Origin of the sequence: uncultured Clostridium sp. (assembly GCF_947072515.1) — a bacterium.
GTDB lineage: Bacteria > Bacillota > Clostridia > Clostridiales > Clostridiaceae > Clostridium.
In genome coordinates this window covers 12,831-35,754 of sequence record NZ_CAMTIG010000026.1, presented here as the reverse complement: position 1 = coordinate 35,754, position 22,924 = coordinate 12,831, and the positions used below count along the sequence as shown (strand labels likewise).

Below are 22,924 nucleotides of genomic sequence, written 5' to 3'. Positions count from 1 at the left end.
TTCCCCTCCTTACTGTTCTATAGCTATATATTGAACTTCTCCAGTACCAGTTAAATTTTGTACATTCTCTGTTGTATAATTGATATAATTATAAATACTGTTGAATCCATTTCCAGCATAATATGTTTGTGTGCTTGGAGAATTACAAGTTCTAGTTGTTACTGAAATTGAATTACTTACATAACTTAAAGAAACTGTTATAGATTTAGTTGTAGCGTTGAATGTCGAAAACGTTTGATTAACACTAAATTGCAATTCATTTATGTATACATTAGTTCTTGAAGCATTTAATACTGTACTTTGACCACAATTCACTTTTCCATCTCCATAATGTGATTGAGTTACTCCTACATCAATAGTGCTATCGTATATAACTCTTGAACTTCCAGCTCCATCGTTATATGTTATGGTTACTCTAATTTTTATATTAGGAGATATAGTGATTCCGTTCGTATGCTTTTCAGATGTAAAAATATGATTACTAGAAGCCCATGTTCTTATGCTAGATAAACTTAAAGAGTAACAATATTTAGAAAAACTAAAGCTTGTTATAGTTTCATTGTGGCCACTTGTACTAGCTTCAGTACCTCCTATTACAAACTTCCATCTATTCCTTGAAATATCTATCATTTCAGCCCAACAATGCAAACTTCTAATGTTTTGAGATATATTAAAACTTTTAATACTTGTCATAACTGAAAGGTTTGTTTTCATGCCGCTAAACTCTACAACTCCACTACCGCTACCATTTGTAGCTATTACACCGCTTCTCATATTTCTTATAACTGTTACATTCTGTCCATTCCTAGTAAAAGTTATACTTCCATCTTTAATTATTGTGCTCTCGTTGCTTCCAGATGATATAACTGTAGCAGTTCCAACAAAAGTGGTATTTGCATTTATAGTTAAATGTCCATTATTTTGATTGTTTATAGCATTATTAGCGGTTGTATCATCCGTATATTTTGTAGATTTTTTCCAATCTACCTCTGCAAATGCACCACTTTCTTTAACAGAAATACAATCGTAAATTTCTTGATTTTTTATCCATAAATCTCCTAACTTGTACGGAGGAACTGGAGTAGACACAAATACTGTATTTTTACTTTTAGCTATTTCTTGTGCCACTTTATCCTTTACATCTTGTTCTTCCCAAACTGTACCAGCCCACCTTTTTGTGGTTTTAGTTGTGGGGTTATACCATAAATCTCCTACTGATTTTAACTTCTCATCTTCTGTCCAATTTGTACTTGGGTCAGTGCTTTGACTAAATGTATTTATTTTCCCATCAATCTGATTTTCAAACTCTTTGAAATATTGTTTTATTTCCTTGTTGTCAATTTGCTGTGTAAATTTACCATCTCTCAAAAATCTTAAATAAGTTCCTGTGCTCTCATCTCCTACCTGGAATAGAGTGTTTTTATGTCTCTCTAAATCATCAGCATTATAAACCCCCATTAACAGTTGCGAAATAATCTCTGTTGGATTTTCAGGATTTCTCATGTTAAATGCTAATTTATTATTTGCATTTCTTATGAGAACATTAGCTTCTTTATCAATAGATACCTGAGCTAGATTCTCTGAATCAGTTGCACCAAAAACAGGATTTTTTTTATCTTTATCATACTGGAAAAATATTCCAGCTTCAGTGTCATTTCCACCTATTCTAAATATTCCAGCTTGAGCTTTAAGAGCTGTCATTAAAGCTGGAGGAATATCTTCCTCTCTTGCCGGATTCCATTTACCATTTCTCCATACTTTAAATTCTTTTGCAGTAGGATTAAACCAAACGTCGGGTTCTTTTATTTCTCTCTCCAAGCTAGGGTCAGTTTCAGATACAAAACCTCTAGCACCTTCAATTAAAATAACTTCCTCTAATTTTTTATCAGTTTCATCAACCTGATCTTTGATATTATTCAATGTCCCTAAAAAACTATCTTTAGCAGTTAAGCTTTCTATTTTTGAGTAGTTAAATTCTTGCTCTATTTTTTCATACTCTAGTGCCACTATTTCAGAGTAGAATCCATTAACTCTAGAAAGAGTATGCTCAATAGTTGAAATCTGTATAAGGGTATCTATATCGTTTATTTTAATGCTACATATATCCCCGGGTTCTAGATGAGGTACAAAGTTTGATTTGAAACTATATTCTTTTTTATTCTTACAATTTCTTATATATTCCACTCTAGCTATATCAGAAGCTAGTTCTTCAGTTTGGATATATTTATTCTTGTTGTAAGATGAAAAATTTTCTTCATTTTCTAACATATCCTTAGTAGCTTTTATAGAAACTTCATTATCTGAAAACATAGCCAAAGGTATTCCTTTTATTTCAAATTTATCTATATAAAGTTTAGATGCATATGGATTTAGAAACTTAATTTTTGCTGAAGTTTCTGAAAATTCTATAATTTCATAATGAGTATTTAGTAGGAGAGGGATTCTTATTTGTTCCTCATTTTCATAATAGTAGCCCTCAGCTTTTGTAATATTGTGTTGCGTGGCCAAGTCTGTTATAAATTTAATTCCTAACTCTTTAGCTGTTGCAGTAGTTGTTCCAGGAGCAACTTCAACTTTATTTGCTAAATCAAAAATTACTTGGTTAGTTAAGTATTTATAACTGTCATAAGTTACTCTAACTCCATTTTTATCTGTGTATTTATAGTTTTCATCAACAGATTTGAGAATGTTCCTATTGTCAAATGCGTATGCTATAGCTTTTTCATATTCAAATAAACCATTTGTAAATATAATTTGTTTTAAATTGTCTATATACATCCTACCTTTTGTTACATCTAAAATAGTTTGTAGTTCATCAACGTATCTATTATCTTTCCTTAGAAGCATAAAAGGTATTTTCACTAATCTTGATTGTGAATCTCTAACATCCTCAAAATTCATCTGTTCATCTGCGAAACCTAACTTTTTAGCAACTATATATAAAATAGAATTCTCTTTGTATTGCTCAGAATATATATATTTATCAAATAAAAACACATCTTCTGAAACCACTTTTTCAAACAGTTTATTAAATTCATCTAAAATTTCAACATTGTACGTGTTTATGTTCAACATGTGCATATTTCTATTTGTTATCTTTGCTGTTCCAGATAAAACAGTCAATTGAGCAGTTTCTAAACCGTTCAAAATCTCAATAGTAATTTCATCGCCAGTTTGCACAACTCGCTCTTCTAAAGAAAAACTAGCTTTTACAGATGATATTTTGTCACTTGAATCTGGAATAGAAAGTTTTATTTGTGTTATAAATGGGGATATTTCTTGTTTTGTCCTTAGGTTAGTTATTCTAGTTTTATATCTATAGTTTTCGGCTTCATCGAATGTTCCTAATACGAATGTATCTGCTCCATCCCAAGCTCCAGCTATGGAGCTCAAAAAGAGCTCCCAGCTATTTTTAGAAGTAATTATATTTCCCACTACATTACACCCCCAACAACCTTAGATTGGTTTTTAGCTTCCTCTAAAGCTTCTTTAGTTCCTTGCTTAGCAATTTTATACATAGTTTCCTCTCCATATACCCCAGTAAAGCTTTGTGTGATAGTTATGTTTATCTGAGAAGGTCCATCGCTATAGTAAGAGTTGCCAAGCTTGTTATCTTCCTCTTTATTTCCAGATATAGAATCATCAAATCCCATTCCATTAGCTTCTAATTTGCCATTTAATTTATTCAAGTAATCTTGCATCATCTCAAAAGCTTTATTGGGATCTGTTACTCCAGATAACTCTTTTTCGAATTCTTCAAAGTTGAAATACTTATCTATATATTGCTTATAAGTTTCAGACTCTATAAAGGCTTTAATAAGGCTATCCTTAACACTGTTATATATAGATTGTCCTAAACTCTTTTCAAAGCTTCCAAAATCCTTATCAGTAAGAGCTTGTGACATAGCTGAAGATAATCCGTTGTTTATAATATCTTTTATTTCATTTATTTTCTTTTGAGCTTCAGAAATTGGTAAGAAAGAGTCGATTATATCTTCTCCTATTCCTATAGCTAATAAATACTTTCTCAAATCATCTATGACTAATTGGAAGTTGCTTTCTATTTCTTGAGCTTTTAAAATTTCTGAAAAATCAAAATCTTTCCAAAAACCAGTAAAATCAACATTACCGCTTTCTTTCATATCAACTAACTTGTCAGCCATTTTCTTAAACATCTCATTCATAGAGTTGTCAACTTCACTATAAAGAGTGTCATATACTGTCATAGCAGCATTTTTAATAATTTTTTGGAAATAACTACCTAGTGATCCTGCAAAATCTCCTTTTCCATTTATAAGAGAATCTATAAAAGAATTTCTAACATCTTCCATAGAAGTAACTAAAACTTGATTAGCTTCAACCATCTCTTTTATAGCTTCAGAGTATTTGTCTGCATCAATACCCATATCTGTAAACATTTGCTTGTACTGCTCTGTTAATTGTTTTTCATCTAAGACATTTATACCTTCGAAACCTTCTAAAGTTGCATTTCTAAAGAGTTCCTTTTGCTCTTTCTGTAGCATCTCTATTTGCTTTATGAATTCATCTACATTTTTCTTATATTGTTCAAGCCCACTCATATCAATGGACTCTATTTTTCTAGATGTTAGAGAGTCAGCCCATCCTCTTATAATAGACTCTGTTACTCCATCTAAATCTTTTGCAAACTGTTTCAATTGGTCAAGGTCAAACTCATCTATTCCTATTGATGTGTCATATCCCATAAGTCCTAGTAATTCACTCTCTGACATTTCTCTATTTTTAGAGTATGACTTTCTTTTCCCTCTCCAATTTTTTTTACTTTCTTTTACTAAAAATGATAGTTGGCCAAAGTCTTTATTTTCCATCATTACATCTTCCATTATTTGTAATGCGTTTTGTCCTCCAGCAATCCGATGTAGAGTTGGACTTGTAGCTATAGATGCTATTAGAGTATTAGCAAAGTCTTGTAATGTAGCAGTGTTGGCTTTTAGTTGTTCTCCCAACTCTTTAAGAGCATTAGTATTTTCTTCAAACTTCTTTTCATTTTCCGCATTTTTCTTTTTACGTTTTTCATCTGATTTCCCTAATAGAGATGAGCCTATCGTTACAGCAGCGGCAGCAGCGGCAATATATGGACCTGCGGCAGCCAATCCAGCGGATAGACTAGACCCGATACCTCCCATACCTCCGAGCATATCCATACCATTTTTCATAAGTCCACTCAATCCGTTTTCAACGCCCATCATTTTCAAAGCACTGGAGAATGATGCTAAGCCGTTCATTAAAGTCGATAAAGTCGATGCAAAATCATTATCGACAATAGCAGCAACATTGTATATGGAATCTCCTAGATTTTTTAGATTATCATCAAAATCCTTCGAGGCTTTCTTAGGCAGTTCATATTTTTCCTTATATTGCTCTTTTACTCTTTTTAACTCTTCTCCAAATTCTCTAGCATTTCCTATCATTCCCTCTGATATAGCCTTTGAAACTTGACTTTCTAAAGTCCTAATAGTTTGTAAAAGTCTTTCTTCTTCTTTAGTTCCAAATATCTCAAATTCAAGATTCATGTTAGCAAACTCTTTTTCAAAATTTTCTTTAATTTCTTTGAAATTAGCTTGGTCTTTTAGATTGTCCACATAGTCTTTTGTAGCTTTGTACTCTTCTTTAATAGAGGAGAGGGATTTGCTATCAAGTCCAAGTTCTAAACCCTTACCTAAAATACTTTCTAGTTCTCTAAGTTTTTCCTCAGCTTTTTCAAGTTCTGTCATATCAAAAGCTATAGCTTTGTTATTAATATTGGAATTTAGGTTTTGGAACTCTTTCAGCAATTCTTCGACATTTTTCAACCTCTTTATTTCATCATCGGTTAATATGTCCTTGCCACCTGTATCTTTACCGCCCGTATCTTTTCCGGCAACATCCTTGATTTCTTTAGTTTCTTCTTTTAATTTTTTAGCGTTTTCAACCATTTCTTCCAAGGATTTTGGTCCGCCGAAGTAATCCTCTTTATTGGTTTTTTCAATCCAACTTGTATCTCCATAATTTAGTAATGAGTTTGTACCATCCCATTTGGAAAAAGAGTCACTCAAAAGTTTGTTTTCAGCATTATGCATATTGCCTAGTTGAGTTCCTAAAGTCAATCCAGCTCCCGTTCCCAAAACAGCAGCTCCAGCTAAAGGATTGGCCATTATAGCTCCTCCACCCATTTTAACAAATGACATAAACGCTTTTAGAAGAGTAGCTCCTTTTAAAGTTGTTTCAACTGCCCCGATAGCTGTACTTATTCCCCAAACCGCAGTTGATACAGTAACTAAACCTTTTCCAAAATCTATTGCAGTATCTATATTTTCCTTAGATAATAATTCTTTAAAATCAACCTCTTCTAATGCCTTTTTTAAATCTTGTGCATAAGGAACCAACTGCTCACCTATAGTGTCACTAGCCTCTTTTAAAACACCTTTAATTTTCTCATATTCTTTGATTAACGAAGTCGACATAGTAGATGTTGCTTTATCCAAAGTTCCAGAACTTTTTGTCATGGCATCTTGGTTTCTTTTAAACTTTTCCATGTTTTCACCAGTTACATTTATAACAGCTCCAACTGCTTCTGTTGAACCGAAAACATCATATAAGCTCATTCCACTTTTTTTTGCTGAATTAGCTATAAGTTCAAAAGCTTCAGCCATGTTTCCTCCACTTGCTATAAACTCCTGAAACGATTCTCCAGCTATTTGTCTAAATACCTTATCTGCTTTACTACCTGATTGAGCTAGTTCTACTAAAGCTTGTCTAATCTGAGTTGTAGCCTGTGCAGTAGGAACTTTATTGTTGGTCATTGTAGCCATCGCTGCCGCTATATCTAAGAATGATATCTTTAACGATGCTGCTGTTGGCAGAACATTATATAGGGAAGCTTGCAATTGTTGAATGTCGGTGATTCCGTTATTTTGAATGCTCATAAGTGTATCAGCAACCATTCCAACATCTTTAATCTCCATCTTGTATGCGTTCATTACAGAAGTTAAGGCATTCATTCCACCTTCTAAACTGGTAAATCCAGCTAAGGACAATTTAGAGGCTGTTTCCATTACTTGCTGACTTTCTGCTATATCTCCCATAGATGAAACTAGCTGATAGTTGGCTTCTAGAATGTCTCCAACATTTCCACCATATTTTTTAGCAAGATCGTATGCTCCTGTTTTTATATCGTCAAAACTTTTGTTTGAAATAGTTTGTACTTTTTTAACTGAATATTCGGTATCAGCAAAACTTTTGATAGTAGCTACTCCAACTCCAGCTAATGCTACTGTTGTATATTTAGCCGCTTTGGAGAGGGAAGCTAAAACACCTTTCATATTAGTTGTGTTTTTTTGAACTCTCCCTCCTAAGTTATCTACATCCACCCCAGCATTTTTTAATTCTTTTTTAAAATTATTCAATTCCCCATTAACTTGCTCTAGATTTTTAGACATTTGGTCTTTAAGTTCCAAAGCTACCTGGAGTAAATATTCATTTTCCATTTTTTCACCCCCTTATAAAATTAAGGGTACAATATTCTGCACCCTTAATTATTTATTAACTCTATTGAAAGCACTTATTATCAGTTCAATATCTTCTACCCAATCAGAATCTTGCTCGTCAAGTCCCCCACTTCTTGGTAGAAATCCTATTTCATACATTCCCATCATGTTACATTTTAAGTACTTTCTCATATCATGCATTCTAGCTGCATATTTTTTTAGAAAAGCAAATTGTTGGAGATGGAATGCTATCTGTGTTTTTTTACTCCACGCAGTAGCTATTTGTACATAGCATTCAAAATCTCCCTGAATTAGTTTCCCTTTTCTTCTATTAGTTTCTCAATAAATTCTATATTCGAATAAAGATTGTCTCTCCTAACTTCTAATTCTTCTTTAGAAAGTTCAGTTAACTTTCCGTATTCTCCTAATTTATTCTCTCTTTTTAAGAATTCGATTGCTTGCTCAAAATTCTCTAAATTTTCTACAGAATCATCAATATCTTGTAAAGTTAAATTATTAGTCTTAGGTTTTCCGTTAGTTGTTATCGATACCAAACAACTTCTTAATAGAATAATATCTGCATCTTGGTCAACAGGAACATTCCTAAAGCCCATTCCAACTTCTGTCATAGCCATGGCTGATTTAGCTGAATTTGCAAATTTTCTTTTCCCTAATAAAGAAATTTTCTCTCTGATTTCTATACAATTACCTGTTTGTGGTTCTCCAAATATTTTTGTCATTTTTAATTCCCCCTCCTAAAATGTAAATTTTGCCGGTGTATTATCAGCGTTATTAATTGATGCTGTCATAGATAAAGAGTGGCTTCCAGCACCTTTGTAGTCACCTCTATTAGAATCACTTATATATAATTTAGGAACTTCTATTAATATAGTTTTAGCTCCATCAACAAGTGTTATAGTTAAATTTTCCGATGTGTTAGCTATAGCTTTAGCTTTTATACTTTCAAATCTAGCCTGATCATAAGAGTTAAACTCCAATTTGGCAGTTGTAGCTTGTGGAGCACTTCTTCTAATTTTCTTTGTATAAAGTGAATCGATACTTCCTTTGGCTTCTAAGTTGTTGTTTATCTCTAATGTTACTGATTCTACATCTGCAGTTACAGCAGTTCCACCAAGCTCTATTATCGAATCTATAGCAACCAAACTTTCTCCTCTATTTGTTGCAGCACTTTCTGTCACTATTCCAGATTGGAACTCTGCAGTTGTACCTATCCAACTAAGTGATCCATTAACCAGGGCTCCTTTAGCTGCATTTAGTGAAAATGTATTTACTTTACAATCCTTATACACTGTCTTTTTATTATTCAAGCTATCTGACACTAAAATTGTGAAAAATGCCGGTTCTGCTGCAGTAAGTTTATAGTGCGTTTCTTCTCCAACTTTCGCATATCCAAGCGCTGATAAAATACTTTCTAATACTTTCGCATTCCACTCTACAGGAGTATCAAAGCTAGTTTCTATACCAATTAAAAACTGGTCTCCCTCTGCTTGTAATGAATTGAAAGTTTCACTTTTAACCGAATTGTATTTCTCACCACCGCTAAAATCTGTTGCTCCTAAATCAGTTAAAACTGTTGCAGCGGTTCCTTCAGCGGTTTGCTTTCCATAGAAAATCTTCACTGACATATGTTATTCCCCCTTTTTATCTTAATTGAATATTAATGGATATTATTCCAAAGAATGCTCCCATTAAACTTTCTCCTACTTTTTCAGTTTTTGTATTTAAATTTGTATTTATATTTACAATTTTTTTTCTAACTTCTGGATTGTTGACTATAAAATCTCTTAATTTTTGAGCTTCTCTAACCACTTTCTCAGTTTTGCTACTTGTATATGAATCTATATAGTAAACTGTAAAAGATATTTTTTTCCCTGTTTTAGAAATAGAATTCATTCCAGAACTTTCACTTCCAGGTTCTAAGAATATAGCTGGATACTTACCACCTATATCATCAATAAGATACCTAATGTCAATTCTATGACCTTTATAGTTCTTTTCTATTTCTTTGTTTAAAGCTTCAATAAAATCCATCATAGTATCACAAGTCCTTTGAGCCCTGTTTTAGCTTCTTGTTTCTTCTCTCTATATTTAGAGTTCATATTTCTTAAAAGTCCGTCTAATGAATCTATCTTATCTTTTGCCACCTCGTGAGTATTCATCTTAGAGAAAAGAGTGTATTCTACATAAAAACCTATAGCAATTTCTTCTTGATTTTCAGTTAGTTTTATTTCGTCTACTAACCTCATAGCTATATAAGTTTTAGCTTCATTCTCTAAAGTCTTTAGATAACTATCATACTCTTCTTGAGATACTCCCATAGCATCCATTACAGTGTCATGTATAAATGCTGGAATACTTTCTTTAGGGTTATACATTTCCCCCTCCTATATGCTCTAATATTTTTCTTAAATATCTCTCTCTTTTTCTCTCTGTTATTCCTACAAATTTCCTACCAGTAACATTACCCCAAGGAACTTCAATTTCTCTATTTCTAGAATGGGATTTAACATTTTCAGTTTTACCTTTTCTTGTTCTAGTAAAGGCATTCACTTTTTGAGTTACACTCCTTTTTCCATAAGCTCCTTTGGTAACACCAAAATGCATACTACGAGCATACTTAACATTTGTTCCTGCAGCTGCTCTAGTTCCAGTATATTTATAAGTAATACTGTTTCTAAGTCTTCCTGTATCTTGTAGAGTTTTCCCATTTTCTTTTATAGCTCTATCTGATTTTTCCCATGGAACTCCATCAGGTGTAGTTTCATTTCTAAAATTCATCCTGATAGTAGAAGCCATGTCAGAAGCTATTTGCTTCATGACAGGCTCCAAATTTATTGTTTTATCTTTTATTTTTTCTAGTTTTAAAATGAGATCATCTACATTACTTTTAATTCCCATTTTTAATAGCAGCTATAATTTCTTCTTTTTTCATACCAGCTACTATTTCTATATTTAATTCTTTAGCATATGCTTTTAACTGTTCTGTAGTCATTGCATCTAAATTTACCTCTGGTGCTGTATTTTTAATAGCATTTTTTACAGCTTCCTCAACAATTGCATCTAACTCTTCTTGAGTTGTAGGCATTCCAGGAGCTCTAAAACTTCTTACTTCTGGTGTAGCATCAAAAGATGTTGGAGAGGGAGTAGGTAAATCTACTTCTATTCTCCAGATTGCATTAGCATCAGCTAGAACAGGAGAGAATGCACTTTTTCCAATAAAGTCAACAGTTTGGTTTTTAGTATCTACATCCTCATAAGCAACATACTCTGACGGTACTATTTTAGGTGTTGTTCCTTGAACTACTTCTATTCCTCCATAAGCTTCATGGATTCTGCTTGTCTCTAATAAAGTTATTCTATTTCCAACAGCTGAGTCTATTTCTAAATCTGGATCATATGCAGGCATCTCTTCTTCTAAAACAGTTCCTAAAACTCTAGCTATAACAACTTCTTTATCATCTTGAGTAAATCCAGCTAACCCAAGCTTATATATTTCATCCATGAAAATTTTATCCCTTAAAAGTTCATTTACAACATCTTCTCCAACTAATACATTAGAAGGTCTTTTACCATGCACTTTTATAAATGCTCTTAATTGCTTTTTATATTCAACTAAGAAATTACCATGCACTTTATAATCAAGAGTATCAATTGGTCTAATTGGGAAATTTACCTTTCTGCCCTCAAATGATGTATATCCTCCAGTATGTATCAATTGTGCTACCATTATATTTTTTCTAAGCTCTATAGCAGTTTTGATGTTATATGCTTTATCTCTAAAAATTTGCTCCTCAGCATCTAATTGACCCTGATTAACATATATGATATTTTCAGTTCTCATTAAATCTGCATCTGCTGCAGTTACAGTTTCAGTTTGAACTATCATTCCTGGAGTTAATGTATATTCATCAAATCCAACAGGTCTAAGAGTTTGCCCTTCTATTTTTCTAAATCCTAATAATGAAGCTGCCTGTTTCTTTGTTGCTACAGTTCTGTAATCTACTGTCCTAGTTGCAAAAGGACCTAATTTTCTACCTTTAACATATTTTAAGTATGGTGTATTAACTTCTGCTTGTAAGTTCACTAATAATCCTGCAAAGTATTTTAATCTAGGTGTTGCTTCCTTTGGTATAGCCATTTTACATTCCCCCTTAGTATTGTTTGTTAGCTTTTATAAATTCAAAGCCACAATCCATCATTTTTTCTCTAATTTCAACTGTTATTCCAGTTAGTTTACCTTCTTCAAGTGATCCTCCTCTCATAAATGGGACTTTATCATTTAAAGCACATCCATCATCTGAGAAATATCTAGGAACTTCTGTTCCATCTGTTGCTGAAGGATTATGAGGATAAATCTTTCCATCTGCATATTTAACACCACAAATACTTTTTGCTGGAATTACTGCACCAGCTACAAAAATCACCATTTTACCAGCCTTAACAATAGCACTAGTGTTTTCATAAGATTTTTGTGACAACCCCATTCCTTTTCCTGTTACATGACTATTCATAATTTCCCCCTCCTATAATCCTGCTGCCTTTTTACCGGCTTCATAAGGATCTGTTTCATCTTTTATTTCAACTTGACCTTTAGAGAACTCTTGCATTAAGTGTGCAAATGGTCCTCCGGTTGTTATTGACTCTTTTATAAATTCAGCCATAGATTTTTTATTCTCTGCTGAAAACTCTATAATATTTCCATAATTCTTTTCTTCAAAAGCTTGTATTACACAGAACTCTGCGAACTGCTTCATAGTAGGTGGGAATAGATTTATAAACTTTTCTCTACATCCTTCTAATTCTTGTGTTCTTGCAAATTCTGCTGCATATTGAGCTTTCCACTCATCTTGTGTCATTGTTACTGGTTTTGGTTTTTCAGTTAATATAAATCCAAGTGGGTCAGCTAATAAAGCTATTTTATCTTTATTGAATTCTGCTGTTTTTTCAACTGTATAACCTTCTGCAACCAATTTATTTATATACCATTTTTGGTCGTCTAGCTCCCATAGCTTAGTGAACACTGGTTGTAAATCTGAAACTTGTGTTACATCAATCCCGTTCAAAGCAGCTAAAACTAACGTTAATTTTTCTTGTGAACTTAGCCCTTCTAACGCTGCTAATAATTCTTCTAATGTCATATTCCCTCCTTGATTAAATTCAATATATTGCAATTCCCCATCTTCGAATTTACTGAACTCAGAAAAGGCTGAGTCTAGTGTCTCTATATGAGGTGGCATATATCCTAATAAAGCTAAGTGATTTGGATTTTTAAGTATATCTATACCTAATGAAAAATCACTGTATGCTCCTGAGTTTGTTAAACTCTTTCCAAATTCATTATAAACAACATCTGCTAGTAAATACCCTTCTTCATCTACTCCTACAACTTTTGCTTCTCCAGCTTTAGGAATAGCTGTCATTGGATAACCAGATGTTTTATAATCTTGTAAATGTCCTGCAAGTATAGGAACACTGAATTCTTTATCAGCCCAGCTTTGAAGGTCTGAAAGTGTGTATTTTCCCTTTTTCCCATAGTCTCCTGCTTGGAATACTTTTTTTATCATCTATCCCTCTCCTACAAAAGTTTTAATTGTTCTGATTGTTGATTAAATACTTTTTCTTTTTTCTTATAACCTTTTTCAAGTGTCTTGGCATATCCTAGTGCTGGGTTAGTATTGAATGTTCCTAAATCTAAATTCTTAACATCTGCTGTAACTCTATCTAGTTTTAAACCATAATACTCAAGTTCTTCTGCTGATAAAGATATTACAGATGATCTACAAAAATGATGATTAGGAGGATAAATACTACTCCATATAGGATTAGTTAATTTATAAACCTTTCCATCTAACAACTTGCAAATAGTCGATTGTCTATCATCGTCTATTCCGTCGTATAATCCATATGGAGAATTCTCTAAGTTGTCAGTATATTGCATCCAATTTCCTACGTTATAAGCTGTAGTCATATTGTTTCTGAATACTAAATTTGCATAATAACCATTATCTCCAAGCCCTAAAGTGATTAACTCATTATCTAGCTTGCTATACCACTCTTTGAATGTTTGGCCATTCTCTAGTGTAGTAGATAAACTTTTCATTATTCTATTTGTAACTTCAAGTTCAGTGCTCTTTTTAAGCCAGAAAAAATTAGTTTTATTCATTTCAGTTATGTACTCTATATGGTCATAGAGAACAGGAACTTTATTTAGAAAATAATTTATAGCTTCCTCAAAAGGTAATTCAAAAGGATCTATCTCACTTTCTACATTAAACTCGTAAATAGGTTTTAAAGTTGCATTGTAATATCCATTTAAAATCGATAGGAGAGAGAATTTCTCCATTTCCTCCATATCTATCGACACAATAGTTGGGTTAGTTATATCAAAGCTCTTAAAAGCCTTTTTACAGCTTTCATTTATGATTGTAGCTAATGCCCCCCACTTGTTTTCAAAAACATTTTGAAATTTATTGTCTAAATCTCTTTTAAACTGCTTTCTAGCTTCTAGATAATCTTTTTTTTTATCTTTGCTAAACTCTACTATTGGAATATCACACTCTTCTATATCTTCAAGTTTTAGTCCTGCTGCTTCAGCTATTCTTTCAGCTTTAACTTTATACCCTAAAGAGATCAATTCTCTAAAAACTCCTAATTTCTCTTTTTTAGTTCTTTCCCTAGCTTGCATAACTTCTTCCGTTGCAAGTTCCCCTTGGTCCAGCTCAAATACAAATGAGAAACATTCTGGTTGATACCCAAAGAATAATGCATCAGATATTAAAAGTTTTTTTAATTCGGAACTCATAAACTTAGCTATGTGGTCCTCTATTTTTTCTTTTTCATCTTGTTGCACTCTATCTTTTGCTTGTGATCCCGCTGTACTCTCTGAATAAATTGAACCTTTGATAAATTTTTCTATCTTATTTTCATACCTAATCATGAGAGCTTTGTGCATATCTATCTTTAAATCTGCTAAAGATATAAAGTGTATTTGATTAGCTAGTGGTACAGTTGGATTTATTGGAGCAGCCATTGCATCTGTAGTCCCAAGCATGTTGTTGTACTTTTCAGCTTTTTCTTTTAAATACTCAAATATTTGTTCTGGTGTTTTCCCTTCCAATTCCTCAGCATGATAACCAAATACTTTAACAATATTTCCGTATTTTTTTTGTAATCCACGAACTTTTTTTTCAACATCTGCTAAATCGTCATATACTTCTTTAAGCCCATAATCAAATAAGCTTTTACCTAAAGGTCTATCTAAAGTTTTATCAAATACAGAAACCAAGAATTTATCCTCAGTTATAGGTATCTCCCCATTTTTAGCTTTTAGTAACAATCCTTTTTCTTTGTCATACTTCAAACATTTAAACGGAACAAACTCTAATCTTTTTATAGTAAAATCTTCGTTGTAAACTTTTTCATGCACTACATAGCCGAAAAATGGAGCTAATGCTAATTTATTAAGAAAATCATTAAAATTTTCAGTTTTAGCACCTCTCATCTGTATCTCATTGGCTATTTCTTCATCTTCTGGATGCATAGGAACTAGCCTAAGTATTCTAGATGTAACTCCTCTCGTAAGTGACATTAACGGAGTAGATACACTTAAATTGCCTATAAGCGATTCTATAGCTTCAACATCCAAACCCTCTTGTTGTCTAGAAATACTAGGAATATCTATACTATCAATAACAATTGATTTTGTGTCTATCTTTATCACCCCCTCCAAGCATTACCACATAGCAGCAACCGGTCTTGATTTTCTAACAGCCCAAGCTATTGCAACTGCAACAACTAAGTCTTTTCCATTAACACTAATTTTTCCATTTTCTTTTATAACTGATCTAAGCTGTTTTAAAGTTCTTGTTGATTTAATTTTTATATACTCTCTCCTAATGGCTGTATCTAACTCATCTAACATAAAATATTTCGAAGGCTCTGTTGTTTGCCAACCATATTTATCTTTTTGAGTTTTCCTTACTGAAGTTGCATCAGCTTGTGTGATGTATAACCTCAAAGAAGCTTTGCATTCATTTTCAAGAGTGTTTAACACTGAGTGTCCATGGTTATTTCTTTCAACCGCTATCAAAGCATTGTTGTACATCTTAGAGTATTTATCTAAAATTCTTCCATGGTTATCTGGTGTCATTATATATTCCCCATTTGCCACCTCTTCCCCTGTTCTAACATTTAATATAAAGAAAGTTGAGCTATCAGCTTCCTCTAATCCCTCAGCAACGTCAGAACCTATTACATATCTCTCTCCAGGAGAGGGATATTCATATATCTCTATTTCCCCATTGTTTAAAACTTCCAAAGGTTTGTATTTTTTCATAAGCAGTAAATCTAGTAATTCTATATCAAAATAAGGATTACCAGAGTATAGAAACGCTTGCTCCTCTGTACAAGGATACTCCTGAAACACTAAGTCTTTAAGCTCCAATCTTTTATCAAAGTACCAATGAACTTGATATTTATCTAATCCAGCAGTATTTAGTAATTGATTTAAAAGTTTCATAAACTTAGAGTCTACCCCCATGAATCTCTCTCCATTCTCTACCGCTTCAAGAAATTCATACTCAGTGTAATTTGTACCTTTAAAACTTTTTCTATATTCACTTGTTCTATACCATGCATAAAATACGCCTAGCCACTTTGAATTCCCCTCTCTTATTTCATCCCAATCCTCTTTAAACTCATTAAATCCATTTGCAGTAGTTTCATCAATTTCTATAGAGTATTTAGTAAGTGCTTGTGATATTGCTGCTGCATTTTTTCTCATACTTTCCCAGAAGGCTTTTTCTGAGTTATGCAACATTTTTAACTTTTTACCCCTTCCGGCTCTTTTACTTCCGGCTGTAGCAACTCTCCAAGCTGATTTATTACTTTCTAAAACTAACTCTCTAGCATTTGACCTTTTAGGCTCTTCTCTAATTTCATCTATCAAGGAATCGTAGAAACCTTTTGAAATATCTGTAAATATAGAGCCCGTTGACTCTGAATCATGAGCCATAGTAAACCCTCTGAATCCATGTAGTGTTAAAGCTAAACATAATTGGAATGCTGTTATATAAGTTGTAAATCCCTGTTGTCTACCTTTTAAGATTTTAATTTTTATCTGCTCCACCTCTTTGTAGAGTTGTTTGATATAAAGTGGCCCTAATGTATTATCTTGAAAATCTCTCTGGACTTCATTCAAGAAAAAAGGCACTTCATTAAAATCCTTATCTATAACTACAAATTGTAATTCTATTAACAACCAAGGCTTTTCCAGTAACTCTTCAAATATTTTTCTATCAGAGATTATCTCTCTCCAAGAAGCTACCCTCCACTCTAGATCCGCATCTATGTCCTTGGTTATCCCCCATAACTTTTTTCTTTCTTCTATCAAATCTTTACAACCCATATTTTTTCCTCACTGCAGTTATTGTCTTTTCCTCAGTTTTTTCATCATCTGGGTTAAGTTCTTTTGCAAGTTTCTGATTCTGAAGTTGCTTAGTTTCTTTATCTAATTCAAATCGTTCAAGTTTATCTATTCTATCTATATCTAGTATCAGCCTTTCGACTTGCTCATTTAACATGAGTTTTTCTAGAGATGATTTAGATATACTCTCAGTCATTTCCCACCCTCTTATTTCAGAAACAATAGCTTTCAATGCAACCTCATTTATCTCCAATCTTTTAAGCTTATTTTTCTCAACTTTTTCTTTGTACTTTTCTCTAAACTGTTTCAAATATTCAAGTTGAGATTGCTGAAGATTTTCTTCTGCACTCCATCTTCCTATAGTCCCTCTAGGTGTTTCGATTTGTTTCGCTACTTCACTTATGCTATACCCCTCTTCAATAAGTACTTTGGCAACTTCTCTGATTTTTTTGGGTGCAACCTTTTTTGTTTTGGGTGCACCTTTTTTTGATGTTGGTTGCACCCATTTATCTCTAGATTTCCAGCTTTTTACAGTGTTCTCAGAAATGTTCAGTTCTTCCGCTATTTTCTTCAAACTTCCGAATCCACTTTCGTATAATTCTTTCGCTTTTCCCCTCATTTAACCACCCTCTTTCAAGGCTGGTCCTCTGACCATTTTCATTTTTTACCCTCCCGCCATTTTCCCCAGAGTATCTTTTTTACATGTGTTTTAAACACCACTCCTCACTCTTACTCTAGCGTTACCACACATGGTAACGTTTTTAATAATATTTTTATTTTTTTTACAAATAAAAAAAGAGAAGGCTTTTTAAACCTTCTCAATAATATTTTAACCCAATCTTTCTTTTAGCTTTTTAGCTATTTTTTCAATTTTTCTAGTGGCTCTAAATTTTAGTTGTCTGCACCTTACTAGACTTATCCCCATCTCTTCTGCAATAATTTTATTTTTTATCCCTCTCCTATATAGTGACCAGTATTTTTTTTCTGATTTTGAAAGAGATTCTATCTCATCATCTATAATTGTATCCATTACAGCATTTTTAACTCCTACTCGTTCTTCATGCAATATACTTACATCCCTATGTGCAAATATACTATCATTTTCTGTACAGTTATTAACACTATCAGAATTATAATACATCTTCATGTTATCCCCTCACTAATCAAAACTAGCTACAAATCCCTCCATCTCTTTCAGTGTCAATTCAACAACACTTTTAAGCGTGGCCAATGTGTTTAAATTTCCGGTTTCTTTATATGCTTTACAGTTGGATGCTATCTTTTCAGATAACACCTCAACTCTATCTAGTGCTTTCTCATTGTCCATTTGCAACACCTTTTTTTCTTCCCCTTTTATTTGGAACAGGAGTTGGAATTACTTCATTTTTTATGCCTACCATAGCTGTTGCAACTTCTAATTTTCCTTTCAATTCCTTTACTTTATTTTCCAAAACTTTCATTTCACTATTTCTTTTTTGAATCTCATTCACATGGAACACTTTATCGTTTTCAAGAGCTTTATTTCTCTTTTTTAACTCGCAACACTCTTCATCTAATTTCAAATATTTATACTTCCAATTTTCTATTTGTTCTGCTAACTGTGCGTTGCATACTCCTATTTTTTCAATAACCTCTTCTTTAACTTTTATTTGATTCTTGCTGCTTTCTAAATCGTTATCCATCTTCTCCAGTAAATACAACCCCATTTTATCTGATATATTCATTGTTCCCCCTCCAATTATCTATACAGTTCTATATTTTTCATTCCATTTTTTACAAAATCTCTTCTAACATTTCTAGATCCATTTAATATTAAGTCCATATTTCTACTTACTGCCTCTGACTCTGCTTTTACTTTTTTTATTTCAGCATTAACTTTATTGTGATAATCTTCAGCTTTTTTTAATTTTTTCTCTAGATCTTCTTTATCTATTTTTAAACTGTTTATTTCTGTTCTAGCTTCTTGAACAGTATTTTTAACAGTTGTTATTTCCTTAGTTATTCTTTTCTTTTCTCCCTCCAGGATAACCACTTTTTCCTCTGCTTTTTTCAGAGATACTTTTACAGCTCCAAGCGCTGTCTCTGTTCTGTTTAACTTTGTTTGTTTTTCTTTCATCTGATATAATGCTGCTTCAACATCATCTGTTCTACGATTTAATACTTTTTCTGTTGTTACTAACTTTTTATGTAATTTCCATGCTTCTCTTGCAAATCCTACTGTTGTTACTGCTAATACTCCAGTTCCTATCATAAAATACATTTTAATTCCCCCTTTAAGCTATTTTTTCTCTATCCATATTTGCTACTATTCCAAGTTCTGTTAAAATTTCATGTATCTTTACTCTTCCTTTTTGGGTCCATTTAGTATTTATAACTAATTTGTTTTTCCCCTCTTTTAAACGTATCTCTGTTGTTTCTGACCTAGTATATCCTCTATTCATATGATCTGTATAAAGCAACCACTGGCCACCAACTTTTCTTTGCATTTTCTCATCATGTAATATTTGATTCAATCTCTTGGCTGATATTCCGTAATCTGCTGCTATCTGAGTTACTGTCATTGTGTCCTGTGAATTTAGTATAGTGTCCAGATACTCTATTCTTGGTTTGTACTCCTGGATTACTTGTTCTTTTACTTGCACCTCTATTTGTAATGCTTTTTTCTCTTCCTGTTCAGCTATCCATTTTTTAGCTCTTTCTACTGGATCCTCTATCATGTATGAATCTTTTTTTAGAGTTAGTTCTCTCTCCATTCTGTTAAACTCATTTATATAAGCTCTTTTAAAATCGTTGTATCCTTGGTAATTCATACAAAGCAGTATGAATCCATCCTTAGTTAACATAAACTCTGGCTGTTCTCTATTGCAAGAATCTATATAAGAGGTCTGCACGAATTCAGCACCGACCTCTAGCTTGTCTCTACAATCCTGCATTATTCTTTTATGTTCTTTTCCTAATTGCTCCGCTACCACCCTGCTGCTTACAACCAAATTTCCATTTTTATTTTCTATTTGCACTAAATTCATAAGTTAACCCCTCCATTACTTAGATAATATACAAATTACTTCCTCAACTGTTCTAACCACAAAATACTCTTGTCCATGTTGCTTAAATTTACTCTCAATATCCTTTTGGTCTTTACTCTGTTTTCCTGTTGCTGTCTTTACTTCAAATCCTATAGTTCTTCCATTCATTAAAACCAATATATCTGGAAACCCTTTTTTAGTTCCTTTAGGCATACTTCTAAACTTCTTTCCTATAGGGTCATACACCGGAGTGTTATTGACCCTTTGAAAGAATATCTTTCCCCTGTTCTCTAAAATTTGTAGATAATCTATTATGCCTGATTGAATTTCTGATTCTTTCATAATATTCCCCCTTGATTTGTACTATTCCCCTTTTAACTCCCAATCTTCTATTTCTAATAAAATTAACGGACCTTCTATCTCTCCATCAAATTCATTTGTTTCTAAAGTACACTCCATACCTTCCTCAACATAATGAAACTTCACTTCTTCTCTAGATCTTAACTCTGCTACTAAATCTTTAGTTTCTATCTTTGATAAATCAACTTCCGGTACTCCATTTGCAATTGCCATAAATTGCACTATTTCTCTTTTAGTCACTCGGTAACCCCCATTTTTTATTTTTTATACTTACCTGTCTCCAAATATCCATTTAATTTAACCTGATGTTTAAACAGTTCACTGGGTATATCTATCATTTCTTCAGCTTCTAATTTTTTTAAGAAATTGAAACTCACCAATATTAAATCTAATACTTCCTGAGCTAACTCACTAGTTGTTTCAGCTCCTCCATACTCTTGGGCTTGTTTTACCTCTAAATATTCCTCATCTATCTTTTCCATTTTTCCTACGATACTTTGTTGTGGTTCAAAATAATATTCATCCATATACTTAAACTGTTTCATTTTCCACCCCTCTAAAAAATTCTTGTACTTTTAACTTGAAATTTGAAAATTCTTTACTTTTTGCAGCCCTTTTCCACTCTGGCATCATATCAAACAGTTCTTCTTTTACCTCAAACAATGTATACTCATCTTCCACTTTGACTATTTGAAACTCTCTTTCTAAATAAATACCTAAAGTTAATCCTTCATCAAGACACAATTTGTGATGATCCTTTAACTCTGAGTCTGTCATTATTGCAAACTCAAATCCACCTTTTTTTCTGATAAACATCACTTCTCATCCTCCTGCACCCATATTTTGTTATCTGAGCAAGGTACATGTATGCAAATAATCTTGTTCTCATGATAAAAACATCCTTCACATTCACCTTTTACAGCTGCTTCAACTTGTTTCATAGCTACCCCTCCTATTTTATCCATTTACCGCCGGCTATCCACTTAAACCACAGATAGTAGCAAAATATCATAATACAAAACATGGTACATTTCATTTTTCAATTCCTCTGATTTCACCATTTAATAATTTTATGGTTAATTCAGCTTTTAATTTTTCATCGTCTATAGACAATCCATCCCAAATTTCAACAAAGTCTGTTGCAACTTCCAGTGCACTTCTCTTGTTCTCGTCTTGTTTTTTAGACAGTTCTTTTTTCAATTCCTTATTTTCTTCTTTTAGGCGTCTTTGCTCAATAATCATAACCATGGTTACCATTAGCGAAGCTAAAGCTGTGAACAAACTATATAAAACTTCCATTCTATTTGCCCCCTCTCCTATATTTATAACTTCCAGGCACACCTTTTGATGTTACTTCAGTTTTTCTAATCCATGATCTTGTAAATAGTCTAAATAACATAAACTCACCCCATGATTTAAATTTATTTGATTTTCTCCCTCCAAGAAGGTATATATTAATTGTCGCCTATTTATCCGGAGGGGGTTTTTAGTGAAAAGTCGATTTATATTACCGAATTCTGTAGTCACAAAATTGAGTGACTTTGAGTTTGATTTTTTTAAAAATATTTTTTTATCGTCACCGCTTATAAGTGGTGATAATGATTATGCTTCAACATTTCATAAGTCCGTTGAAGTGTTCTCTGTAGACGATTCTTTTTCAATTTTTTCTTTGACTTATGATATGGATATTTTAGCTAAGGGTATATACAAAGTTTTTTTATACCCTGGTCTGAAAATACCAAATACCAAAATTCCGAGTCATGTTTTAAATACCAATTATCGTTCTTATACAATATCCGAAGAAGACATAGAAGTTATATTGAACAGCGACCAAACTTTTAATATCAACATCAAGCTTCTAAATAAAGCGATATAGTAAAATAATCTAAATAGGCGACAACTGTTTAATTATTTTTCATCTTTTCTTGCTCCAGGTGGAACGTATCTCCCTTCTTGCTCTTTTTTTAGTTCATCATAATCTTTTGCAAGCTTAAATAACATAATCGCTATTGCGTCTTTGTCTCTAGACATAAGTTCGTCTATTAACTCCTCGCTAGTAAACGCCCCTAAAATTACTTTTTTCTCGTAAGAAACATATAGTTTTTCGAATGTAATCATTTTTTATACCTCCAAAATTTTTTATAATAAATTTTACTGCCTGGATTTGTTATCTAACTAAAATCTGACCGGACATACTTACTTCCCTATCATCCTCTATCAAAGAAAAAGTCTTAGGTGTACTTGCTATAATCTCCATATTCCCATTTTTTGTTTTCGCTTCGAAAGTGATTTCGTTTTTATTAAGCTTAATATCAACATCGATAATTGTTGCTCCAAACTCTGATTTTTCATCTTTCAAATTTTGATAATTTTTTACAAATTCAACTAAAATTTGTTCCCCTGTTGCTCCAAGCCCTTCAACCTCTGTTTTAACCCTTTGAAAATTTTTAATAAATCTTTCCATAACACTCACTCCCTTTTTTTATTTAAAAGCTCTAAAATTAATTTTAAAGCCTTTTTAACTTTTTGACGTTAAAATACTCATGAAATATACTTAAAATCATTTTTAGGATATAATTGACCTAGTT

28 protein-coding genes are annotated in these 22,924 nt (G+C 32.5%); 1 reads left to right on the top strand and 27 read right to left on the bottom strand.

All coding sequences use genetic code 11. The features are described 5' to 3' along the window. Window positions 1-9: 9 nt before the first annotated feature. The 25 genes from Q0W06_RS11015 to Q0W06_RS10895 all read right to left on the bottom strand — a co-directional run bounded on the left by Q0W06_RS11015 (window position 10) and on the right by Q0W06_RS10895 (window position 21,635). A complete protein-coding gene (locus Q0W06_RS11015) occupies window positions 10-3,393 on the bottom strand; it encodes a hypothetical protein (protein ID WP_297635189.1) in 3,384 nt (1,127 codons plus the stop codon). 41 nt (window positions 3,394-3,434) lie between these two features. Further along, the gene (locus Q0W06_RS11010) at window positions 3,435-7,505 is read right to left on the bottom strand and encodes a phage tail tape measure protein (RefSeq protein WP_297635186.1); all 4,071 of its coding nucleotides are present in this window, start codon (window positions 7,503-7,505) and stop codon (window positions 3,435-3,437) included. A gap of 48 nt (window positions 7,506-7,553) precedes the next feature. Beyond that, the gene (locus Q0W06_RS11005) at window positions 7,554-7,697 is read right to left on the bottom strand and encodes a hypothetical protein (RefSeq protein WP_297635184.1); all 144 of its coding nucleotides are present in this window, start codon (window positions 7,695-7,697) and stop codon (window positions 7,554-7,556) included. 119 nt (window positions 7,698-7,816) lie between these two features. Continuing rightward, window positions 7,817-8,245 carry a hypothetical protein gene (locus Q0W06_RS11000; protein ID WP_297635181.1) on the bottom strand — a complete coding sequence of 143 codons (429 nt, stop codon included), beginning with the start codon at window positions 8,243-8,245 and terminating at the stop codon, window positions 7,817-7,819. 15 nt (window positions 8,246-8,260) lie between these two features. Continuing rightward, the gene (locus tag Q0W06_RS10995; RefSeq protein ID WP_297635178.1) at window positions 8,261-9,151 is read right to left on the bottom strand and encodes a phage tail tube protein; all 891 of its coding nucleotides are present in this window, start codon (window positions 9,149-9,151) and stop codon (window positions 8,261-8,263) included. A 16-nt stretch (window positions 9,152-9,167) separates the two neighbouring features. Continuing rightward, complete coding sequence (locus Q0W06_RS10990) at window positions 9,168-9,560, bottom strand: hypothetical protein (protein WP_297635176.1); 393 nt, start codon at window positions 9,558-9,560, stop codon at window positions 9,168-9,170. Further along, the gene (locus tag Q0W06_RS10985) at window positions 9,557-9,901 is read right to left on the bottom strand and encodes a hypothetical protein (RefSeq protein WP_297635174.1); all 345 of its coding nucleotides are present in this window, start codon (window positions 9,899-9,901) and stop codon (window positions 9,557-9,559) included. Before Q0W06_RS10985 ends, Q0W06_RS10990 begins: the two co-directional genes overlap by 4 nt. Continuing rightward, the gene (locus tag Q0W06_RS10980) at window positions 9,894-10,424 is read right to left on the bottom strand and encodes a phage virion morphogenesis protein (RefSeq protein ID WP_297635171.1); all 531 of its coding nucleotides are present in this window, start codon (window positions 10,422-10,424) and stop codon (window positions 9,894-9,896) included. The genes Q0W06_RS10985 and Q0W06_RS10980 overlap by 8 nt, the downstream gene beginning before the upstream one ends. Further along, window positions 10,414-11,664 (bottom strand): Rho termination factor N-terminal domain-containing protein, encoded by a 1,251-nt coding sequence (locus Q0W06_RS10975; RefSeq protein WP_297635168.1) that lies wholly within the window; start codon window positions 11,662-11,664, stop codon window positions 10,414-10,416. The genes Q0W06_RS10980 and Q0W06_RS10975 overlap by 11 nt, the downstream gene beginning before the upstream one ends. 13 nt (window positions 11,665-11,677) lie before the next feature. Beyond that, window positions 11,678-12,037, bottom strand: coding sequence for a hypothetical protein (locus Q0W06_RS10970; RefSeq protein ID WP_297635165.1), 360 nt, complete (start codon window positions 12,035-12,037; stop codon window positions 11,678-11,680). 12 nt (window positions 12,038-12,049) lie between these two features. Then, a complete protein-coding gene (locus Q0W06_RS10965) occupies window positions 12,050-13,090 on the bottom strand; it encodes a hypothetical protein (protein WP_297635162.1) in 1,041 nt (346 codons plus the stop codon). 11 nt (window positions 13,091-13,101) lie between these two features. Next, window positions 13,102-15,246: a phage minor head protein gene (locus Q0W06_RS10960; RefSeq protein ID WP_297635159.1), complete on the bottom strand. Its 2,145-nt coding sequence runs from the start codon at window positions 15,244-15,246 to the stop codon at window positions 13,102-13,104. A gap of 12 nt (window positions 15,247-15,258) precedes the next feature. Beyond that, complete coding sequence (locus Q0W06_RS10955) at window positions 15,259-16,932, bottom strand: hypothetical protein (RefSeq protein ID WP_297635156.1); 1,674 nt, start codon at window positions 16,930-16,932, stop codon at window positions 15,259-15,261. Continuing rightward, the gene (locus Q0W06_RS10950; protein ID WP_297635153.1) at window positions 16,922-17,569 is read right to left on the bottom strand and encodes a phage terminase small subunit-related protein; all 648 of its coding nucleotides are present in this window, start codon (window positions 17,567-17,569) and stop codon (window positions 16,922-16,924) included. The genes Q0W06_RS10955 and Q0W06_RS10950 overlap by 11 nt, the downstream gene beginning before the upstream one ends. A gap of 210 nt (window positions 17,570-17,779) precedes the next feature. Beyond that, window positions 17,780-18,097 carry a hypothetical protein gene (locus Q0W06_RS10945; RefSeq protein ID WP_297635150.1) on the bottom strand — a complete coding sequence of 106 codons (318 nt, stop codon included), beginning with the start codon at window positions 18,095-18,097 and terminating at the stop codon, window positions 17,780-17,782. Window positions 18,098-18,109: 12 nt separating this feature from the next. After that, window positions 18,110-18,277 (bottom strand): hypothetical protein, encoded by a 168-nt coding sequence (locus tag Q0W06_RS10940; protein WP_297635148.1) that lies wholly within the window; start codon window positions 18,275-18,277, stop codon window positions 18,110-18,112. Beyond that, complete coding sequence (locus Q0W06_RS10935) at window positions 18,267-18,674, bottom strand: hypothetical protein (protein ID WP_297635146.1); 408 nt, start codon at window positions 18,672-18,674, stop codon at window positions 18,267-18,269. The genes Q0W06_RS10940 and Q0W06_RS10935 overlap by 11 nt, the downstream gene beginning before the upstream one ends. Before the next feature lie 14 nt (window positions 18,675-18,688). Further along, complete coding sequence (locus Q0W06_RS10930; protein WP_297635144.1) at window positions 18,689-19,210, bottom strand: hypothetical protein; 522 nt, start codon at window positions 19,208-19,210, stop codon at window positions 18,689-18,691. Between the two features lie 13 nt (window positions 19,211-19,223). Continuing rightward, on the bottom strand, window positions 19,224-19,976 hold the full coding sequence (locus Q0W06_RS10925) for a phage regulatory protein/antirepressor Ant (protein WP_297635142.1): 753 nt from the start codon (window positions 19,974-19,976) through the stop codon (window positions 19,224-19,226). A 15-nt stretch (window positions 19,977-19,991) separates the two neighbouring features. After that, a complete protein-coding gene (locus Q0W06_RS10920) occupies window positions 19,992-20,318 on the bottom strand; it encodes a VRR-NUC domain-containing protein (protein WP_297635141.1) in 327 nt (108 codons plus the stop codon). Window positions 20,319-20,339: 21 nt separating this feature from the next. Further along, window positions 20,340-20,576 (bottom strand): hypothetical protein, encoded by a 237-nt coding sequence (locus tag Q0W06_RS10915; protein WP_297635139.1) that lies wholly within the window; start codon window positions 20,574-20,576, stop codon window positions 20,340-20,342. A gap of 17 nt (window positions 20,577-20,593) precedes the next feature. Then, window positions 20,594-20,881: a hypothetical protein gene (locus Q0W06_RS10910; protein ID WP_297635136.1), complete on the bottom strand. Its 288-nt coding sequence runs from the start codon at window positions 20,879-20,881 to the stop codon at window positions 20,594-20,596. Continuing rightward, a complete protein-coding gene (locus Q0W06_RS10905; protein ID WP_297635132.1) occupies window positions 20,868-21,152 on the bottom strand; it encodes a hypothetical protein in 285 nt (94 codons plus the stop codon). The genes Q0W06_RS10910 and Q0W06_RS10905 overlap by 14 nt, the downstream gene beginning before the upstream one ends. Continuing rightward, window positions 21,152-21,277, bottom strand: coding sequence for a hypothetical protein (locus tag Q0W06_RS10900; protein ID WP_297635129.1), 126 nt, complete (start codon window positions 21,275-21,277; stop codon window positions 21,152-21,154). The genes Q0W06_RS10905 and Q0W06_RS10900 overlap by 1 nt, the downstream gene beginning before the upstream one ends. Before the next feature lie 91 nt (window positions 21,278-21,368). Continuing rightward, window positions 21,369-21,635 carry a hypothetical protein gene (locus Q0W06_RS10895; RefSeq protein WP_297635126.1) on the bottom strand — a complete coding sequence of 89 codons (267 nt, stop codon included), beginning with the start codon at window positions 21,633-21,635 and terminating at the stop codon, window positions 21,369-21,371. 190 nt (window positions 21,636-21,825) lie between these two features. Between Q0W06_RS10895 and Q0W06_RS10890 the strand changes: the two genes are divergently transcribed. Continuing rightward, complete coding sequence (locus tag Q0W06_RS10890) at window positions 21,826-22,212, top strand: hypothetical protein (RefSeq protein ID WP_297635123.1); 387 nt, start codon at window positions 21,826-21,828, stop codon at window positions 22,210-22,212. Between the two features lie 32 nt (window positions 22,213-22,244). Here Q0W06_RS10890 and Q0W06_RS10885 read toward each other — a convergent pair whose 3' ends face one another. Both Q0W06_RS10885 and Q0W06_RS10880 read right to left on the bottom strand, forming a co-directional pair. Continuing rightward, window positions 22,245-22,454: a hypothetical protein gene (locus Q0W06_RS10885; protein WP_297635120.1), complete on the bottom strand. Its 210-nt coding sequence runs from the start codon at window positions 22,452-22,454 to the stop codon at window positions 22,245-22,247. A gap of 49 nt (window positions 22,455-22,503) precedes the next feature. After that, on the bottom strand, window positions 22,504-22,800 hold the full coding sequence (locus tag Q0W06_RS10880; protein ID WP_297635117.1) for a hypothetical protein: 297 nt from the start codon (window positions 22,798-22,800) through the stop codon (window positions 22,504-22,506). Between the last annotated feature and the right edge of the window lie 124 nt (window positions 22,801-22,924).

Bases quoted from the DNA above. Each gene is read 5' to 3' on its own strand.
- Q0W06_RS11010 (WP_297635186.1), bottom strand. From the start codon at position 7,505: ATGGAAAATGAATATTTACTCCAGGTAGCTTTGGAACTTAAAGACCAA.
- Q0W06_RS11005 (WP_297635184.1), bottom strand. From the start codon at position 7,697: ATGAGAAAGTACTTAAAATGTAACATGATGGGAATGTATGAAATAGGA.
- Q0W06_RS11000 (WP_297635181.1), bottom strand. From the start codon at position 8,245: ATGACAAAAATATTTGGAGAACCACAAACAGGTAATTGTATAGAAATC.
- Q0W06_RS10995 (WP_297635178.1), bottom strand. From the start codon at position 9,151: ATGTCAGTGAAGATTTTCTATGGAAAGCAAACCGCTGAAGGAACCGCT.
- Q0W06_RS10990 (WP_297635176.1), bottom strand. From the start codon at position 9,560: ATGATGGATTTTATTGAAGCTTTAAACAAAGAAATAGAAAAGAACTAT.
- Q0W06_RS10985 (WP_297635174.1), bottom strand. From the start codon at position 9,901: ATGTATAACCCTAAAGAAAGTATTCCAGCATTTATACATGACACTGTA.
- Q0W06_RS10980 (WP_297635171.1), bottom strand. From the start codon at position 10,424: ATGGGAATTAAAAGTAATGTAGATGATCTCATTTTAAAACTAGAAAAA.
- Q0W06_RS10975 (WP_297635168.1), bottom strand. From the start codon at position 11,664: ATGGCTATACCAAAGGAAGCAACACCTAGATTAAAATACTTTGCAGGA.
- Q0W06_RS10970 (WP_297635165.1), bottom strand. From the start codon at position 12,037: ATGAATAGTCATGTAACAGGAAAAGGAATGGGGTTGTCACAAAAATCT.
- Q0W06_RS10965 (WP_297635162.1), bottom strand. From the start codon at position 13,090: ATGATAAAAAAAGTATTCCAAGCAGGAGACTATGGGAAAAAGGGAAAA.
- Q0W06_RS10955 (WP_297635156.1), bottom strand. From the start codon at position 16,932: ATGGGTTGTAAAGATTTGATAGAAGAAAGAAAAAAGTTATGGGGGATA.
- Q0W06_RS10950 (WP_297635153.1), bottom strand. From the start codon at position 17,569: ATGAGGGGAAAAGCGAAAGAATTATACGAAAGTGGATTCGGAAGTTTG.
- Q0W06_RS10945 (WP_297635150.1), bottom strand. From the start codon at position 18,097: ATGAAGATGTATTATAATTCTGATAGTGTTAATAACTGTACAGAAAAT.
- Q0W06_RS10940 (WP_297635148.1), bottom strand. From the start codon at position 18,277: ATGGACAATGAGAAAGCACTAGATAGAGTTGAGGTGTTATCTGAAAAG.
- Q0W06_RS10935 (WP_297635146.1), bottom strand. From the start codon at position 18,674: ATGAATATATCAGATAAAATGGGGTTGTATTTACTGGAGAAGATGGAT.
- Q0W06_RS10930 (WP_297635144.1), bottom strand. From the start codon at position 19,210: ATGTATTTTATGATAGGAACTGGAGTATTAGCAGTAACAACAGTAGGA.
- Q0W06_RS10925 (WP_297635142.1), bottom strand. From the start codon at position 19,976: ATGAATTTAGTGCAAATAGAAAATAAAAATGGAAATTTGGTTGTAAGC.
- Q0W06_RS10920 (WP_297635141.1), bottom strand. From the start codon at position 20,318: ATGAAAGAATCAGAAATTCAATCAGGCATAATAGATTATCTACAAATT.
- Q0W06_RS10910 (WP_297635136.1), bottom strand. From the start codon at position 20,881: ATGAAACAGTTTAAGTATATGGATGAATATTATTTTGAACCACAACAA.
- Q0W06_RS10905 (WP_297635132.1), bottom strand. From the start codon at position 21,152: ATGTTTATCAGAAAAAAAGGTGGATTTGAGTTTGCAATAATGACAGAC.
- Q0W06_RS10900 (WP_297635129.1), bottom strand. From the start codon at position 21,277: ATGAAACAAGTTGAAGCAGCTGTAAAAGGTGAATGTGAAGGATGTTTT.
- Q0W06_RS10895 (WP_297635126.1), bottom strand. From the start codon at position 21,635: ATGGAAGTTTTATATAGTTTGTTCACAGCTTTAGCTTCGCTAATGGTA.
- Q0W06_RS10885 (WP_297635120.1), bottom strand. From the start codon at position 22,454: ATGATTACATTCGAAAAACTATATGTTTCTTACGAGAAAAAAGTAATT.
- Q0W06_RS10880 (WP_297635117.1), bottom strand. From the start codon at position 22,800: ATGGAAAGATTTATTAAAAATTTTCAAAGGGTTAAAACAGAGGTTGAA.